Raw genomic sequence first — 14,906 nt, 5'->3', positions numbered from 1 at the left:
TGTACTATTGAGTGATTCATTACATAAGCAGATGATTATTTTGCTCAGGAATGATCAGCTCTTGCTTTAGCGGGAGTTCGCGTACCAATTCTTGCAAGGCACGACGATAAACGCCTCGTTTAAAGTGAATCACTTGTCCAAGTGGATACCAGTAGCTGACCCATTGCCAATGGTCAAATTCAGGTTTCCCTTCATCAAAGCGGATATGTTGAGTATTTGGCTCATCTAAGCGTAGCAAAAACCATTTTTGTTTTTGCCCAATACATAAGGGATGCTGACCATGACGTACATAACGTTTTGGCAAACGATAGCGCAACCAGTCTTGCGTGACTGCCAATAAGTCTACGTGACGCGGATGTAAGCCGACCTCTTCCCAGAGCTCGCGATACATTGCATCCATCGGCGTCTCCCCGCGGTCGATACCACCCTGCGGAAATTGCCAAGCGTTGTGACCAATACGTTTTGCCCACAGAACCTGCCCTTGTGTATTTGCCAAGATGATGCCGACGTTGGCGCGAAAGCCGTCTGCATCTATCATGACTAAACCTTTTAATTTGTTTAAAAATAGCTTGTTTTGACTTGAAACCGTGACAGCAATCGTAATTATTATAAGGTGATTGTTATCGGTATTCGCTCAAAACAAGATTCATTACCGTTATTAAACCAAGAAACAAGCAAAATGTGTAACAGTATTTTGCTATAAAATGTTTCACGAGTTTTACCTTTTAAAATCAACTATTTAAGAGCGAACTTTTGTAGGTTTTTATGAGGAATTTTTAGGCAAGAGTTGAAGAGTAGTAATAGACGTATGGACATACGATTATTTAGTAAGCTATCGAACTTCAATATTCCGATATGTATAAAGTGGTAAAAGTACAGAGTTCACTGGCGAGCTAACAGCAAAACAATGAGCCTATAAAATCTTGCTTTGGCTTGTGCTACACTAGCTGAGCAATATATCATTCACACAATAATAATAGGCAATACGCCATTTAAAATAAGGAACATCTACAATGTCAGAATCAAAAGCAAGCGTCATATGGCAAGAGAACAAAGCTTTTATGGGCGTGTCACCATCAGGACATAATGTACAAATCGATGCTGATAAAGAAAAAGGCTCAAGCCCGATGGAGCTTATTTTGTTAGGATTAGGTGGTTGCGCCAGTTATGACGTCGTAGAGATTTTACAGAAATCACGCCAAGCAGTGACGGATGTACGTTGTGAGCTAACCGCCCAGCGCGCTGAAACCGTACCAGCGGTCTATACCGATATTCATATGCATTTCGTTGTCACTGGTCAAGGTGTCAAAGAAAAACAAGTCGAAAAAGCCATCCAGTTATCAGCAGAAAAATACTGTTCTGCCAGCCGTATGCTAGTAGCAGGTGGGGTCAATATCACCCATGACTTTGAAGTGGTTGCAGGCTAGGGACTTATATAATGATAAGTGCATTTTTTGAGTTGGTAACTGACAAAGTGGCGTCAGCCATTTTGGCTATGGTGGTAGCAAGCCTACTGCCATGGGCGGTGTCAATCGTTGCAAAAGTATCTGGTGGCTTTAGAATCAGAAATAATGCACATCCTCGGGAATTTTTTCAAAATGCGACAGGCATGGCAGCACGTGCTAATGCAGCACAGCAAAACAGTTATGAAACCTTGCCAGTGTTTTTGGCGGCAGTGATAGTTGCTATGCTGTTCTTTGTACCGCAGTCGATTATCAACGTATTGGCTTGGCTCTATGTGATGATACGAATTGGTTTTTGTGTGGCGTATATTACTAATTTGGCAATGTTCCGCTCTATCCTCTGGGTACTATCAATGGCATGTTGTCTAATGCTATTTTATTTAGCGATACGAGTCAGCGTCTAGGGCATGTCCTCAATTCAAACGACAGTTATCTAAACGGATTAAAAATGGCTAAATTTTACCAAACAGCGTCAAATCGCTTGCTAGTATCTCGATATTATCTACGCTATTTTTCTCGTTTGACGGCAATTTATCTCATTTTTATCTCCATTTTTGAAATGAGGACACACCCTAGTAAAAATATCCGTAACTGCCAAAACGCTCAAATACAAGCAGGTGATTAATCTCGTACGCTTGCTTGTAGGGCGCTAATAATCACCGCTTTATTTTTCTCTCGTTTAATACCTTCCCACACTGTTTGCGCCTCAACGTAGCCTTTGGTAAGCATACCTAGCCATTGTTTATAACGACCGACCAAAACCACATCGTTCTTTGCCTCACCTTCCAAGAACTTAATCTGATGGGCAATCAAATCTTGCCATGACAACGTAGCCGTATTCTCTACGCTGTCAGTACTTTTTTCAGTATCATTATCAACCTGTGCCACTAAATCAGGACGTGTTACTGCGCCGCGACCTAACATTAAATGCGGTGTACCTGCTTGCGTCATACAATTTTGCGCATGCTCAAAGTTCCAAATTTCTCCATTGGCAATGACTGGAATATCGAGCGCATTAAAGCTCTGGATTTTGTCCCAATAGGCAGGCGGCTTATAGCCTTGGGTCTTAGTGCGTGCATGAATGGTTAGCCAATCAGCACCGCTAGAAGCAATCGCGCCGCGAATATCATCCATTCGGCTAGTGTCGGTATAGCCCAGACGAATCTTAGCTGATACTGGTATATGGGCGGGAACGGCTTGACGTACGGCACTGATAATCTGATACATAGTTTCAGGTTCATCTAACAATACAGAACCACCGCGATGGCTGTTGACCGTTTTTGCAGGACAGCCAAAGTTGATATCAATCGCAGGCGCACCGAGCTCACAAGCGTACGCGGCGTTTTCTGCCATAAGCTGCGCTTCGCTACCGAGTAGCTGAACATGAATAGGCGTACCAGAGGCCGTTTTGGCATTATGATGTAGCTCAGGCACATATTTATAAAACACGTGCGCAGGCAAGACGTGCTGTGTGATGCGAATAAATTCACTGACTGACCAATCATAAGGACGACCCAAGTCAGACGCAATTTGGGTTAATATTTGGCGCATTAATGGATCGGTCAAGCCCTCCATAGGTGCGAGCAAACGCACGGGAGATGCAAATAACTGATTAATAGTATTTTGACGCGTTTGAAGTTGCTGGCTATTATTCATGCTGGTGATTCACTGCTAAAGGGTCGTTATAAGAGATTGAATAAAACTTGAGGCTGACAGAGGTGTAGGGTAATTAAGTATTACCAAAAATCACTTTTTTGCCCGTCTGTAATCCTGATATCAAGTCTTTAATATTATGAATATCCAAATTGCTTTGCGCGCGCGTGCAAGCAACGTAGAGCAAACGCAACTCTTCTGGGCTTATTTTGACCGCGTTGGTGGTCACATCGTAGTAAAAATCATCATCTAGTTGTACTTTGCCCCATTCTAGCCCTTTGGCTTTATGAGCGGTGGAGATGACATAGTCAGCGTTTTCAATGCTAGTCAGACTATTGACCGCTTGGCTTAGTACATTTGTACCGTGGTCATCGACCAGTTTGACTAGTGTTTTGAGATCGCTACCCTCATTGGTTTCGGCGTACTCTTGCACATCACCCCAATTATAAAAATACGCCAGCTCAGGTACACCATAAGCCGATTTACCATTTTTTAAGTTTTCGGCTGCTTGACAGAATTTTAGCATACGATCGGTATCCGCTTGTAGCGCCACACGATGCCCGTGCTTTAATCCTGTCAACAGTTGTGACATGGCAGCAGCATTGGTACGGCACAAAATAGCATCTTTTTTGCTATGTACCATGCCCTTATCGGTAGAGGACTGCTTATTCGGATTGCCTTTTAACGGTACGTCCTCTTGTAGTGCTTTTAATAAGGTGTTGGCCACTTCTGCAATCGGCTCACCAAAGCGAAAAGACTGCGTCAATAACGTCTGAGGCAATGGCAACTTTTTCATCGCATTGACCGCACCGCGCCATTCATAAATCTGCTGATGAGCATCGCCCACATAGATGACTTGTCTCGACTGCTGGGTCAAGATACCCATCATCAATGGGTCAGCATCCTGTGCTTCGTCAAATAAAATAAAGTCCGCTGGAATACTAGGTTTAGATAGTGCCCAGAGCTTGAGATAAATATCATGGCCAATACCAGCAGGATGACGCGCATCAATCGACTGTAACCAGCGCTGCTCAACAGCAGGGTAGAGCATCTCGCGTAGCTGCTCTGCATCTGAGTCATCGAGCCAGCTTGGGAATAGTATGTGCCTTGGCGCAGGGTAGCTGGCATGCGTGCTACAAAAATTACTTACTGCATCGCTGACAAACCGCGATAGTCGTGCTGGCGTCAGCGTAATGTATTTATTAACCCCATCCATTTGTCGACGCACTTGTACAGGCTGTAGTCCCAAATCATCACCAAGGCGTTTAGGTGAAAAGCGCGGCAGAGATAGCTTGGCGGTAATATCACGAGCAACATGACGATAAGCTAATGAGTGAAAAGTACGACACTCTACATGCGGCGGAAACTTTGAACGAGCATCATTGGCAATTGCTTTGTTAAAAGCCAGATACAGGCCGCGTCCACGTAGGCGCTCACCGATTAGCTTGAGCGTCGTTGTCTTACCGGCGCCCGCATAAGCAACCACTTTAAACGACTTGTGATCCATCGCCATATTCAGCGCGTTCAGCTGCTCGTCAGTGGGATCGCTCATATAAGCTGGCATAGATGCGGACATAATAAAGCTACCTAAATACAAAAATTGATTAAAAATAAAAGGGGCAAAAAAAGCCACTGGGTAAACAATGGCTTATAGATGATGATGCTAAAACGTGATAGTAAGCAATCAGCTTACTAATGAGGCAAGAATAAAACGGTGTAATGGTAGTTTAACGCATAGCTATATGTAATCAATAACTTTATTTTAGTCTGGATTAGACTGATAAGTGTTTTATTCTTTGTCTGTCGATATGAGAGTAGGACTAGGCTCTTCTTTGATTAGAATCTTCGCCAAAAACAAACCAAGCTCAAACAACAACCACATCGGAATCGCCAACATGAGCATCGATACGCCATCTGGCGGCGTAACAACAGCAGCCACAGCAAAACAGCCCACAATGATATAACGACGTTTTTCTTCTAAGCTCTGAATGGAGACAATACCTGCCAATATCAATAGCAAAGTGACAACTGGAATCTCAAACGTTAAGCCGAATACCATAAATAATTTTAAGGCAAAACTGAGATAGCTGTCGATATCCGTCATGGGTAGTACGTTTTGTGGGGCAAACATGATAAAGAACTTTAAGACCCCTTTGAGCACAATAAAGTAAGAAAAAGCCACACCAGCATAGAATAAAAATATAGAAGATAGCAGTACTGGAATAGCGATTTTCTTTTCTTTTTTATACAGGCCGGGCGCTACAAATGACCAAATTTGATAAAGAATGTAGGGCATCGCCAAAAACGCGGCTACGAATACGGTCAGACGTATTGGCGCCATAAAGTTTGACGTGATATCAGTGGCAATCATGGTCGAATTGGCAGGTAACTGTGCCACCAATGGATCAGACAACAAGTTATATAGCTCGCGCGAATAGCCGACCAAGCCTAAAAATATTATCAGTATCGCCACACATATTTTGATCAAATGCCGACGCAGCTCAATCAAATGCTCGGTAATAGGCATATCAGCCAAAGGGCTTAAAACATCATCTGATTTTTTATCTTGAGTGGTATTGGTTTTTGTTTCAGTCTCTTGATCAATAACATCTTGGTCAGTAATGGCAGAAACAGCGATTTTCTCTTGACGACTTTTTTTGCGCTTGAATAATGGCATCAATCAGTCTCCTGCTTATGGTCAGAAGTCTGCATGTTGGCAGGACTGTTGAGTAGGGCGTCAGCTTTATAATTTGGCACATATGGTGGCATTGGGAGCCGACGTGCTTTGTCATAAGCACCCAGTCGAAACCACATGTTTTCCCATGGACGGGTAGTGATGGTCTGAACAACTGGCGCTGCCTTGGCGTTGTCACTCACATTTGTATCGTTTACATTTGGATCATTTAGATTGTCACCGCTGTGACCGCCTTTCGATAATCGGCCATTTTTCAACGTATCTGTCTGCTCGTCAGTGGCATAAGCATAGTCGAATGCTTTTGGCGTGGCTGATTGCTGCTTTTGTGTGCGGCTATTTTTATGAGCTTCGTCGCCTTTGCTATTTTCAGCATTCACAGCGGTTTCAGAAGCTATCGAAGAAGGAATATGTGAGCTTTCAAAAGCTTTCATATTGCCTCGCATTTCAGCCATCTCACGCCTCATTTCAGCTTCGGTCTGGCGAATTTTGGCAAGCTCTTTTTGCATTTGCTGACGCGTCTCAGCCAAGTCAAGCTCAGCCTCTATTTCAGATTGCAATGTTGAAACTGTACGTCGAATTTTGGCGTACCATTGCCCAGCCGTGCGCGCTGCCTGTGGCAGTTTTTCTGGGCCCAGTACGATTAGGGCGATAACGCCAAAGAGAAGTAGTTCAGAAAACCCGATATCAAACATAATGGTCCGATGTCACTGTTTAGATGCTATACGTTATGCTTATCATCAACCTTGGTGGTTGAGCGCTCTTCAGTGTGTGCCGTTGCATCGTGGTCAAGAACCGCGTGTTTTTTGGCATGCTCTGTATTTTCATCTTTAACAGCTTCTTTAAAGCCTTTGACAGCACCGCCCAAATCTTTACCAGCATTTCTGAGTTTTGAGGTGCCAAACACGACAACGACAACGACCAATAGTATCAGCCAATGTGTAATAGAAAAACTACCCATAATGGTATCCTTGTGACCTGGTTTTGTGACCTGGTTTTGTGACCTAGTTTTGAGACTTGGTTTTCAGTCTTTATATGCCTGCTTTTAGTTTGCAAAAGGGTCTATCTAGCAAACAAAAAGCATCGACATATAATGCGAGATAAAACAGAGCTATATTATAACCTGCACTTATTACAAATAGGTGAAAGCAACAATAATCAAATAAAATAGACGTTTATTTTTTATTTAGGCTTATCTAGCGGCTTTTTCATCGATACCGGATAACCCAAAACGTCTGCCTAGCTCATTTAACACAGCATCCGACTCTATATCAAACCAGGCCAGTCCGACTAAGGTATGGAACCAAACATCGGCGACTTCATAGATTAGCTCATGACGAGCTTCATCGTAGCTGGCTTTGTCTGTACTCTCATCACAGTGAGCAAAATCTTTGGCAGCGATGATACTTTCTGTACTCTCTTCACCGACTTTTTCTAATATTTTATTTAATCCTTTGGCATACAGACTGGCCACATAAGAGCTGTTGGCATCGGCTTGTTTGCGCTCTGCTAATACGCTATCGAGCTGCTGCAATACAGAGGCTTTATCGACTTGTGCTTGAGCAGTATCAGCTTGTGCTTGGATAGTATCAGAGTCAGTATTCGAACCAGTGTTTTCAATTTCAAGAGTTTCGCTAGTAGAGTCATGAGAATGATAAATATCTGCAGGGTCTTTTAATACTTTATCGACAGTTTGCCATTCAGGCGTTTGACCTGATAAATCCAAACGCTGATAAAAGCAAGATTCGCGTCCCGTATGGCAAGCAATGCCGCCAGCTTGAGTGACACTAAGCACAATCACATCTTCATCACAGTCTAGACGAATATCATGTACGGTTTGCGTATGACCTGACGATTCACCTTTATGCCACAGCTTGGCACGCGAGCGCGAAAAATAAACCGCTGTTTGTGTTTGTGCAGTGAGCTGTAATGCGTCTGCATTCATCCATGCCATCATCAAAATACGACCTGTCTGATGATCTTGAGCAATTGCAGGAATCAAACCATCATTATTAAAAGTTACGGCAGTCAGCCAAGCAGGTAAAGTCATAATGTATTTGTCGTCTTATAGGTAGAAAGTGAAAAAGAGTGATAAGCAATTATACTACTTATGATTAAAGCGGGGAGATTATCTGAAATGCTTTGCAAGATGCTGACAGCTAGCAATATCAATATGATATCAACTAAATGCGCTATAGAGTGCAACTATGCTAAATGACAGCATACTATTTATAACAAGCGATTCTACAGTCTAAATAAATGCGGATACAGTGCTTCTTTGATCGTATTATCAAGCTTAGTCACTTTATTGAGGCTAAAGTCGTAACCTCTAAAATGCTGACGCGCTTTTGCTACTATCTCGCCCGTATGCATTCGCGTGACCTTTAGGATTATATTACCGCCATTATCATATATTGGCTCAACACCAACTTCAAATAGCAGCTCTTCTCGTACGCGGATACGGCTTACAATATCTAGCTGCAATTTATCAATAATCAAGCCTTGATGGTCTGCGTTGATTTCTTTGACACCTTTAGCGTATAGAAACCTTAGCCGTGCTTCGGACAATAGCGCTGTCAGAGATTCGACCGTCATGTGCTGTCCTGCGTCACCTTCCGTATGACGCACACGCATCACTGTCTCAAAAACAAACAAGTCGTCGTCGAATACTAACTCTTGTTTTGACACACTATCTCCTAGAGTGATGGCCAAAGATTGTTCTATTTATCATGCCGTAGGTAGCAGCACTGTTATTGTTATCGTCGTTATGACTGTGCATTCTAGCTTAAATATTCATGGTAAATAAGGTGGTTTTAATAGTGTTGATATGAAGATATAGCTCAGTCTCTACTTAAGCACAGCTTAGGCTGACATTCAATCTATTTGGATAAAAATCAGCCATTTTATTGGTGCTTTTAGGAGAGCCGCTATCGCTTATTTGATGCTGGTGACTTGTCTATATTGACTACTAAAACCTCGCCAAAACTTTACTTGGCAAAACAAGGCACTATCTGCTAAAATAGCGCCTCCCACCTCGAGGCAAATAGAGGTTTAGTGGTTATTTATATAACGATTATTCAGCATGACTATTTGACGACCAGGTTCTAAAACAGAAAAAGAGGCAAATCATCATGAAAGTTAAGATGAAAACCAGAAGCGGCGCAGCTAAACGCTTCAAAAAAACAGCGAATGGCTTCAAGCGTAAGCAAGCATTCAAAAGCCATATTTTGACCAAGAAATCAGCTAAGCGTATTCGCCAATTGCGTGGTCTTAAGTTGGTGCACAAGTCTGACGAAGCAGCAGTTCGTCGTATGTGCCCATACATTTAATAGCCTACCGTCATCTATCTTTGATTGAAAATATTTGACTTTGCAATCTGACAATGATGTTTGTTATTTGACAGCATCATCACTCGCTTAACAGTGATTAAAAAATCTTGGAGTAAATTATGGCCCGTGTAAAACGTGGTGTACAGGCAAATCGCCGTCACAAAAAAATCTTAAAGCGCGCAAAAGGCTACTACGGTGCCCGTTCACGTGTTTACCGCGTAGCGGTACAAGCAGTGACCAAAGCTGGTCAATATGCTTATCGTGATCGTCGCAACAAGAAACGTACTTTCCGTCGTCTTTGGATCGCACGTATCAATGCTGGTGCACGCTTAAACGGCTTAAGCTATAGCCGCTTCATCAATGGCATGAAAAAAGCAAACATCGCAATCGATCGTCGCGTTCTAGCAGACATCGCTATGCATGATGCAGCGACTTTCACAGCATTGGTCGAAAAAGCAAAAGCGGAATTGGCCTAAATATTAACCGTCCTTTAGACAATTGCTTTTAAATAATTATTTATAAGCAATTGTCTAAATGGATAGGACTAATATTGATTAATAGTATGATATTAATAAAAGCTACCGCTGGTCGGTGGCTTTTTTTATATTAAATTATTTTAAGCGTGCTCTATATTGAACTTTATTGAGTAAAAATACGCTTATCATCGTCTAAATATTCAAGCCATTCTTATAACCAGCCTTTATATTAATCTTTTATATAAACATAGCTGGATAAATGGTTTGCAATATTTGGTCAAATCCCTACAATTAATAGTCCGTTCAAATCAGGAATAATGCGTCTTATGACTAACCCTGCTGCCACCAACGACTTGTCGGCGCTACCGACCTTGTCTTCAGAGCTTAATGAGCTTAACGAAGCTCAGCTTACCGAATTTGCAAATGCTGCTGAAGCTCTAATCCTACAAGTAACTGATGCGCGTACACTGCAAGATTTGCGTGTGCAATTGACTGGTAAAAAGAGTCCGTTAACGGGCTGGTCAAAGCAGATGGGCAAGCTCGATGCTGATGATAAAAAAACTTATGGCGGCTGGTTGCATCAAGTACGTAGCCGCATTCAGCAAGCACTGACAGACCAACAGCAGCAACTAGAAGTTGCAGCGCTCAATGCCAAGCTAGAAAGCGAAAGCATTGATATCACTTTGCCTGCTCGTGGTGGTCAAAAAGGTCATCTGCATCCAGTAACTATGATTACTCAGCGTATGCAGCAGTATTTTATTCAAGCAGGTTTCAATGTCGCAACTGGCCCCGAAGTCGAGAGCGACTACTATAATTTTGAAGCGTTAAATATCCCGTCGCACCATCCTGCGCGCGCGATGCATGACACCTTTTATTTTGATGCGCATTATCTATTGCGTACGCATACCAGTCCTGTCCAGATTCGTACCATGGAAAAAAATGAGCCGCCGATTCGCATCATTTGCCCAGGTCGTGTTTATCGTAATGACTCAGATCAAACACATTCGCCGATGTTCCATCAGCTAGAAGGCCTTATGGTCACTGAGTCGAGCACTTTTGCTGAGCTAAAAGGTTTAATCAGTGAGTTTCTAGAAGCATTTTTTGCCAAAGAGCTGACCGTACGTTTCCGTCCGTCGTTTTTCCCATTCACTGAGCCTTCAGCAGAAGTGGATATCTTAGATGATAATGGCAAATGGCTTGAAGTGATGGGCTGCGGCATGGTACATCCACAAGTATTGACCAATTGCGGTATCGATAGCGACAAATACACAGGCTTTGCTTTTGGTATGGGTATCGAGCGCTTTGCGATGCTGTATTACGGTATTGATGACTTGCGCTTGTTTTTCCAAAACGACGTGCGCTTCTTAAAGCAATTTGGCTAGAGTTTTCCTTATACCTATATAGTCAGTTCAAGATAATTTAGATCCAAGGAAGGCGAGTGAAAGTGCTACAAATCGTAGACTGAGCGAGCCTGACGCTGTATCTGATTTATATAGGATTGACTATAGCAAGTGAATTCGCCAAGCTTTACTCCAACATCTTTATTATAAAATTCTGATCCGAGATATTTATGAAAATTAGCGAACAGTGGCTACGTCAGTGGGTAAACCCTACAAATACTAGCGAACAGTTAGCCGAACAGTTGACTATGGCAGGTCTTGAAATTGATGATCGCTATGCGGTTGCCCGTGCTTTTAGCGGTGTGGTTGTCGGTGAAGTCATCAGCATTGAGCAGCATCCTGATGCAGATAAATTACGTGTTACTCAGGTAAATATTGGTGATGCTGAGCCGCTACAAATTGTCTGCGGCGCGCCTAATGTGACCGTCGGTATGAAAGCACCGGTTGCTACCGTTGGTGCGGTATTGCCAAGCGATGATGCTAGTAATGGTAAAGCGGGCTTTAAAATCAAAAAGAGCAAACTACGCGGTGTGGCCTCAAATGGCATGCTATGTGGCGCTTCTGAAATTGATTTAGTCGATGATATAGATGGTTTGCTTGAGCTGCCTGAAGATGCACCAGTTGGTACAGATATTCGTGAATATCTAGGTCTAGATAATCAAGTATTGGATATCTCAATCACCCCAAACCGTGGTGATTGCTTTAGCGTACGTGGTATCGCTCGCGAGATTTCAGTCATCAATGACTTGCCTGTACAGTTGCCAGAGATTCCTGACAATGTAGTCGCTTCTGATAATGGTGCAACGCCCGCTGTGACAGTCGATGCAAAGGAAGCGTGCCCTCGCTATCTGTTGCAATCGATTCGTAATATTGATCGTAGCATCGATACTCCGAAATGGATGCAAGATGCACTGGTACAGTCAGGATTACGTTCACACAACTTCTTGGTCGATGTGACCAACTATGTATTGATGGAATTAGGTCAACCGCTACATGCGTTTGACGCAGACACGATCGAAGGTGATATCGTGGTACGTTTGGCAAAGCCTGATGAAACCATTACTTTGCTAAATGAGCAAACCGTTACCTTGACCGGTGATGAGCTTGTGATTGCTGATGATAAAGGTGCCTTGGCACTGGCTGGTATCATGGGTGGTCAGCGTAGCAGTGTCACCGATAGTACGACCAATATCGTGGTAGAAAGCGCTTTCTTTAATCAACTGGCTATCGCTGCACGCGCACGCCGTTTTGGATTGCACACCGATGCCTCGCAGCGTTTCGAGCGTGGGGTCGATTTTGAATTGCCAGCATTGGCGTTGGCACGAGCTTGTGATTTAATCACCAGTATCACTGGCGGGAAAGCAGGTCAAATAGTCACGGCCGAAAACCTTGAGCATTTGCCAGCACGCGCACCGATTACATTGCCAATCGCGAAAGTTCGTGATGTCATTGGGATTGATATTGAACCAACTGAGATGGTACGTATCTTGACCCAATTGGGTTTTGACGTAGAGCTGCAGAGCGATTCACTGATTTGCAAGCCGCCATCTTATCGTTTTGATATGAGTATCCGCGAGGATTTAATCGAAGAGATTGCTCGTATCTATGGCTATGACAATATTCCAAGCGTCCTGCCACATTTGCAAGTCAGCATGGATTATGATGATACTGCAGATTTAACCCATGAAATGAAGCTATCATTAGTCGACAACGGCTATATGGAAGCGATTAGCTTTAGCTTTAGTGATGCAAAACTAGAAGCATTGCTTGACGACGAAGCGCTAGGGGAGGTATTGGCACTGGCAAACCCTATCTCTAGTGATTTAGCCGTTATGCGTCGTACCTTGCTATCGAGCCTACTGCCTTGCGTGCAATATAACTTGAATCGTCAGCAGCCACGTGTACGCTTCTTTGAGACAGGTCTTAGCTTTGTTGGACAAAGTATTAGTGACTTAGTACAAACGCCAAGTATTGCTTTAGTCGCAGTTGGTGATATATGGAGCGAGCAAGCTTATCAGAATCGTGCGTTAGATTTTTATGACCTAAAGCATGATATTGAGCAGCTATTACCAGCACAAATCGATAGCGCACGTATCCGCTATGAGCGTAGTACGCTGAGTTTCCTGCATCCAGGACAAAGCGCTGAGTTATACATCGATGATATATACGTTGGTTGGTTGGGTCAGTTGCACCCAAATACTGCTAAGCAATTAGATCTGCCGACTACATGGGTCGCTCAATTGTCACTGGCACCGCTATTGACGATTGCACGTGAGCAGCATGCTATCACGACACCAAGCAAGTTCCCGCAAGTACGTCGCGATATTGCTATCTTGGTAGACAGTGACATCAGTTTGCAGACGTTAGAGACAACCGTGCGAACTGCGGCAGGTGATTTGTTGACTGATCTTTGGTTATTTGATGTCTATCAAGGTGACAAAGTACCAGCAGGCCAGCGCTCACTAGCGTTTGCACTGATATGGCAAGATAGTACGCAAACGCTGTCTGATGAAGCCGTCAAGACTGCCACAGATAAAGTGGTACAAGCACTAACTGATCAGCATTCAGTACAACTGCGCGACAGCTAACATTTAGTAAGTATTATACCCAATGCTCTGTAGTCTTTTTACCATGAGGCTACGGAGCATTGCTATTCATAGAATAAGTTAAGTGGTTATTAATAAAGGATTTTAATGAAGACTTTGTTAAAAAATGGTCAAAAAACCTTTATAATAGCTAGCCTTAACCCTCATACCGCTAAACCATGATATTCGACATCACGACATAGCATAGGAGTCGTACTGTGAGCACCTTAACCAAATCTGACATGATTGAGCATTTGATGAGTCACCTAAACCTAACACGCCAAGAAGGCCGCTGTCTGGTGGAGAACTTTTTTGATGAGCTGTCAGAGAGTTTGATTGATGGCAAAGAGGTCAAGCTTTCAGGCTTTGGCAACTTTGAGCTTAAAGATAAGAACAGCCGTCCAGGCCGTAACCCGAAAACAGGGGAGCCTGTTGCAGTATCCGCACGCCGTGTGGTTACTTTTAAGACAGGGCAGAAATTTCGTCAGAAGGTTGACGAGCGTTTGTTTGATAGCTAATACCTAGTTTGGCACTGCGCTGAACGATAGTGTGTCTGTTTTATCGTGAGTTTATAAGAATGCTAGTGCGTATTTGCACTTAGTTATTTTTGCGTACATCTATATATTTCGATATTGCAGCACGCATCTTATATTAGAGTTATCTATAAAGTAGAAACCTACTAAAATCATAAATAATAGACATAAAAAAAGAGAGCATAGGCTCTCTTTTTTTACTACAGTTTATCTATTGTATGAACAATAAATTACTGAGCTTCTTCAACAACAACTTCGTCAGAAGCGTCAACAGCAGCAGTATCAGTTTCGCTAGCTACGTCAACGCTAGTAGTAGTACCGTCTACAGGAACTTCAGCGTCCATTTCGTCAGTAGCAGTTGCTTCTTGAGCATCAGCGATGTCAGCTTCAGCAACAGCAGCGTCAGCATCAGCAGGGATAGCTTCACCGTCAGCAGCGCCTTCAGCTAGCTCTTCTTGTGCGTCTTGCACTTCTTCTTGCGCGTCAGATAAATCTTCAGCAGCGTTTTCTTTGCTGCTATCACAGGCAGTTAGGCCCATAGTTGCAGTCATGATACCAGCTAGAGCAAGTAATTTAAGTTTCATATGGTTTTCTCCGGAAAAATGAAATGAGCAGTAGCAGCAACAAAGGTCGAAATCCGAGATTTCTCAGAATTCAACTAGTCTTAGTCGCAGCTACTCAGCTTCCACGCATTCTATAGGTTTTCTAAGTAAATAGAAATAGCCTGTACAATTAAGTAACAATAAAATTTAAAATAATATTTTACTTTGTCTGT

At 43.0% G+C, this 14,906-nt stretch carries 16 protein-coding genes; 7 read left to right on the top strand and 9 right to left on the bottom strand.

What is annotated here, in order from left to right:
* Positions 1-19 precede the first annotated feature (19 nt).
* A complete protein-coding gene (locus JMX07_RS11350) occupies positions 20-538 on the bottom strand; it encodes an RNA pyrophosphohydrolase (RefSeq protein WP_057761956.1) in 519 nt (172 codons plus the stop codon).
* A 475-nt stretch (positions 539-1,013) separates the two neighbouring features.
* On the opposite strand from JMX07_RS11350, the gene JMX07_RS11345 reads away from it, so the two are divergent.
* Entirely contained in the window at positions 1,014-1,427 is a 414-nt protein-coding gene (locus JMX07_RS11345; protein WP_102078166.1) for an OsmC family protein, read from the top strand.
* An 11-nt stretch (positions 1,428-1,438) separates the two neighbouring features.
* A complete protein-coding gene (locus JMX07_RS11340; protein ID WP_371548080.1) occupies positions 1,439-1,867 on the top strand; it encodes an MAPEG family protein in 429 nt (142 codons plus the stop codon).
* 217 nt (positions 1,868-2,084) lie between these two features.
* Here the strand turns inward: JMX07_RS11340 and JMX07_RS11335 are convergent, their stop codons facing one another.
* The 7 genes from JMX07_RS11335 to JMX07_RS11305 all read right to left on the bottom strand — a co-directional run bounded on the left by JMX07_RS11335 (position 2,085) and on the right by JMX07_RS11305 (position 8,496).
* Positions 2,085-3,119, bottom strand: coding sequence for a tRNA dihydrouridine synthase (locus JMX07_RS11335; protein WP_201608020.1), 1,035 nt, complete (start codon positions 3,117-3,119; stop codon positions 2,085-2,087).
* Positions 3,120-3,192: 73 nt separating this feature from the next.
* On the bottom strand, positions 3,193-4,692 hold the full coding sequence (locus tag JMX07_RS11330) for a UvrD-helicase domain-containing protein (RefSeq protein ID WP_201608019.1): 1,500 nt from the start codon (positions 4,690-4,692) through the stop codon (positions 3,193-3,195).
* A 213-nt stretch (positions 4,693-4,905) separates the two neighbouring features.
* Positions 4,906-5,643 (bottom strand): twin-arginine translocase subunit TatC, encoded by a 738-nt coding sequence (gene tatC, locus JMX07_RS11325; RefSeq protein ID WP_413786683.1) that lies wholly within the window; start codon positions 5,641-5,643, stop codon positions 4,906-4,908.
* Positions 5,644-5,792: 149 nt separating this feature from the next.
* A complete protein-coding gene (tatB, locus tag JMX07_RS11320) occupies positions 5,793-6,503 on the bottom strand; it encodes a Sec-independent protein translocase protein TatB (RefSeq protein ID WP_201608017.1) in 711 nt (236 codons plus the stop codon).
* A 26-nt stretch (positions 6,504-6,529) separates the two neighbouring features.
* Positions 6,530-6,769, bottom strand: coding sequence for a Sec-independent protein translocase subunit TatA (tatA, locus tag JMX07_RS11315; RefSeq protein WP_057761945.1), 240 nt, complete (start codon positions 6,767-6,769; stop codon positions 6,530-6,532).
* Positions 6,770-7,000: 231 nt separating this feature from the next.
* Positions 7,001-7,858 (bottom strand): phosphoribosyl-AMP cyclohydrolase, encoded by an 858-nt coding sequence (gene hisI / locus JMX07_RS11310; RefSeq protein ID WP_201608016.1) that lies wholly within the window; start codon positions 7,856-7,858, stop codon positions 7,001-7,003.
* 194 nt (positions 7,859-8,052) lie between these two features.
* On the bottom strand, positions 8,053-8,496 hold the full coding sequence (locus tag JMX07_RS11305; protein WP_201608013.1) for an acyl-CoA thioesterase: 444 nt from the start codon (positions 8,494-8,496) through the stop codon (positions 8,053-8,055).
* Positions 8,497-8,939: 443 nt separating this feature from the next.
* Between JMX07_RS11305 and rpmI the strand changes: the two genes are divergently transcribed.
* From rpmI to JMX07_RS11280, 5 genes are all read left to right on the top strand, one after another.
* Positions 8,940-9,137, top strand: a complete 198-nt coding sequence (gene rpmI / locus JMX07_RS11300; RefSeq protein WP_057761939.1) for a 50S ribosomal protein L35 — start codon at positions 8,940-8,942, stop codon at positions 9,135-9,137.
* Between the two features lie 119 nt (positions 9,138-9,256).
* Positions 9,257-9,613 carry a 50S ribosomal protein L20 gene (gene rplT, locus JMX07_RS11295; RefSeq protein WP_011281252.1) on the top strand — a complete coding sequence of 119 codons (357 nt, stop codon included), beginning with the start codon at positions 9,257-9,259 and terminating at the stop codon, positions 9,611-9,613.
* A 326-nt stretch (positions 9,614-9,939) separates the two neighbouring features.
* Positions 9,940-10,995 carry a phenylalanine--tRNA ligase subunit alpha gene (gene pheS / locus JMX07_RS11290; RefSeq protein ID WP_201608011.1) on the top strand — a complete coding sequence of 352 codons (1,056 nt, stop codon included), beginning with the start codon at positions 9,940-9,942 and terminating at the stop codon, positions 10,993-10,995.
* Positions 10,996-11,183: 188 nt separating this feature from the next.
* Positions 11,184-13,601 carry a phenylalanine--tRNA ligase subunit beta gene (gene pheT / locus JMX07_RS11285; RefSeq protein WP_201608009.1) on the top strand — a complete coding sequence of 806 codons (2,418 nt, stop codon included), beginning with the start codon at positions 11,184-11,186 and terminating at the stop codon, positions 13,599-13,601.
* A 215-nt stretch (positions 13,602-13,816) separates the two neighbouring features.
* Complete coding sequence (locus JMX07_RS11280; protein ID WP_057761935.1) at positions 13,817-14,116, top strand: integration host factor subunit alpha; 300 nt, start codon at positions 13,817-13,819, stop codon at positions 14,114-14,116.
* Between the two features lie 245 nt (positions 14,117-14,361).
* Here JMX07_RS11280 and JMX07_RS11275 read toward each other — a convergent pair whose 3' ends face one another.
* Positions 14,362-14,715, bottom strand: a complete 354-nt coding sequence (locus tag JMX07_RS11275) for a hypothetical protein (RefSeq protein ID WP_201608008.1) — start codon at positions 14,713-14,715, stop codon at positions 14,362-14,364.
* Positions 14,716-14,906: the final 191 nt, after the last annotated feature.

It is taken from the genome of Psychrobacter immobilis, from assembly GCF_904846235.1.
Lineage (GTDB): Bacteria > Pseudomonadota > Gammaproteobacteria > Pseudomonadales > Moraxellaceae > Psychrobacter > Psychrobacter immobilis_C.
Note: the sequence above shows the minus strand (reverse complement) of the source record. Positions and strands in the feature narration are given on the sequence as shown.

What these genes read in the sequence shown, in the direction of transcription:
- JMX07_RS11350 (WP_057761956.1), bottom strand. Translation starts at nt 538, where the DNA reads ATGATAGATGCAGACGGCTTTCGCGCCAACGTCGGCATCATCTTGGCA.
- JMX07_RS11345 (WP_102078166.1), top strand. Translation starts at nt 1,014, where the DNA reads ATGTCAGAATCAAAAGCAAGCGTCATATGGCAAGAGAACAAAGCTTTT.
- JMX07_RS11340 (WP_371548080.1), top strand. Translation starts at nt 1,439, where the DNA reads ATGATAAGTGCATTTTTTGAGTTGGTAACTGACAAAGTGGCGTCAGCC.
- JMX07_RS11335 (WP_201608020.1), bottom strand. Translation starts at nt 3,119, where the DNA reads ATGAATAATAGCCAGCAACTTCAAACGCGTCAAAATACTATTAATCAG.
- JMX07_RS11330 (WP_201608019.1), bottom strand. Translation starts at nt 4,692, where the DNA reads ATGTCCGCATCTATGCCAGCTTATATGAGCGATCCCACTGACGAGCAG.
- tatC (WP_413786683.1), bottom strand. Translation starts at nt 5,643, where the DNA reads ATGCCTATTACCGAGCATTTGATTGAGCTGCGTCGGCATTTGATCAAA.
- tatB (WP_201608017.1), bottom strand. Translation starts at nt 6,503, where the DNA reads ATGTTTGATATCGGGTTTTCTGAACTACTTCTCTTTGGCGTTATCGCC.
- tatA (WP_057761945.1), bottom strand. Translation starts at nt 6,769, where the DNA reads ATGGGTAGTTTTTCTATTACACATTGGCTGATACTATTGGTCGTTGTC.
- hisI (WP_201608016.1), bottom strand. Translation starts at nt 7,858, where the DNA reads ATGACTTTACCTGCTTGGCTGACTGCCGTAACTTTTAATAATGATGGT.
- rpmI (WP_057761939.1), top strand. Translation starts at nt 8,940, where the DNA reads ATGAAAGTTAAGATGAAAACCAGAAGCGGCGCAGCTAAACGCTTCAAA.
- rplT (WP_011281252.1), top strand. Translation starts at nt 9,257, where the DNA reads ATGGCCCGTGTAAAACGTGGTGTACAGGCAAATCGCCGTCACAAAAAA.
- pheS (WP_201608011.1), top strand. Translation starts at nt 9,940, where the DNA reads ATGACTAACCCTGCTGCCACCAACGACTTGTCGGCGCTACCGACCTTG.
- pheT (WP_201608009.1), top strand. Translation starts at nt 11,184, where the DNA reads ATGAAAATTAGCGAACAGTGGCTACGTCAGTGGGTAAACCCTACAAAT.
- JMX07_RS11275 (WP_201608008.1), bottom strand. Translation starts at nt 14,715, where the DNA reads ATGAAACTTAAATTACTTGCTCTAGCTGGTATCATGACTGCAACTATG.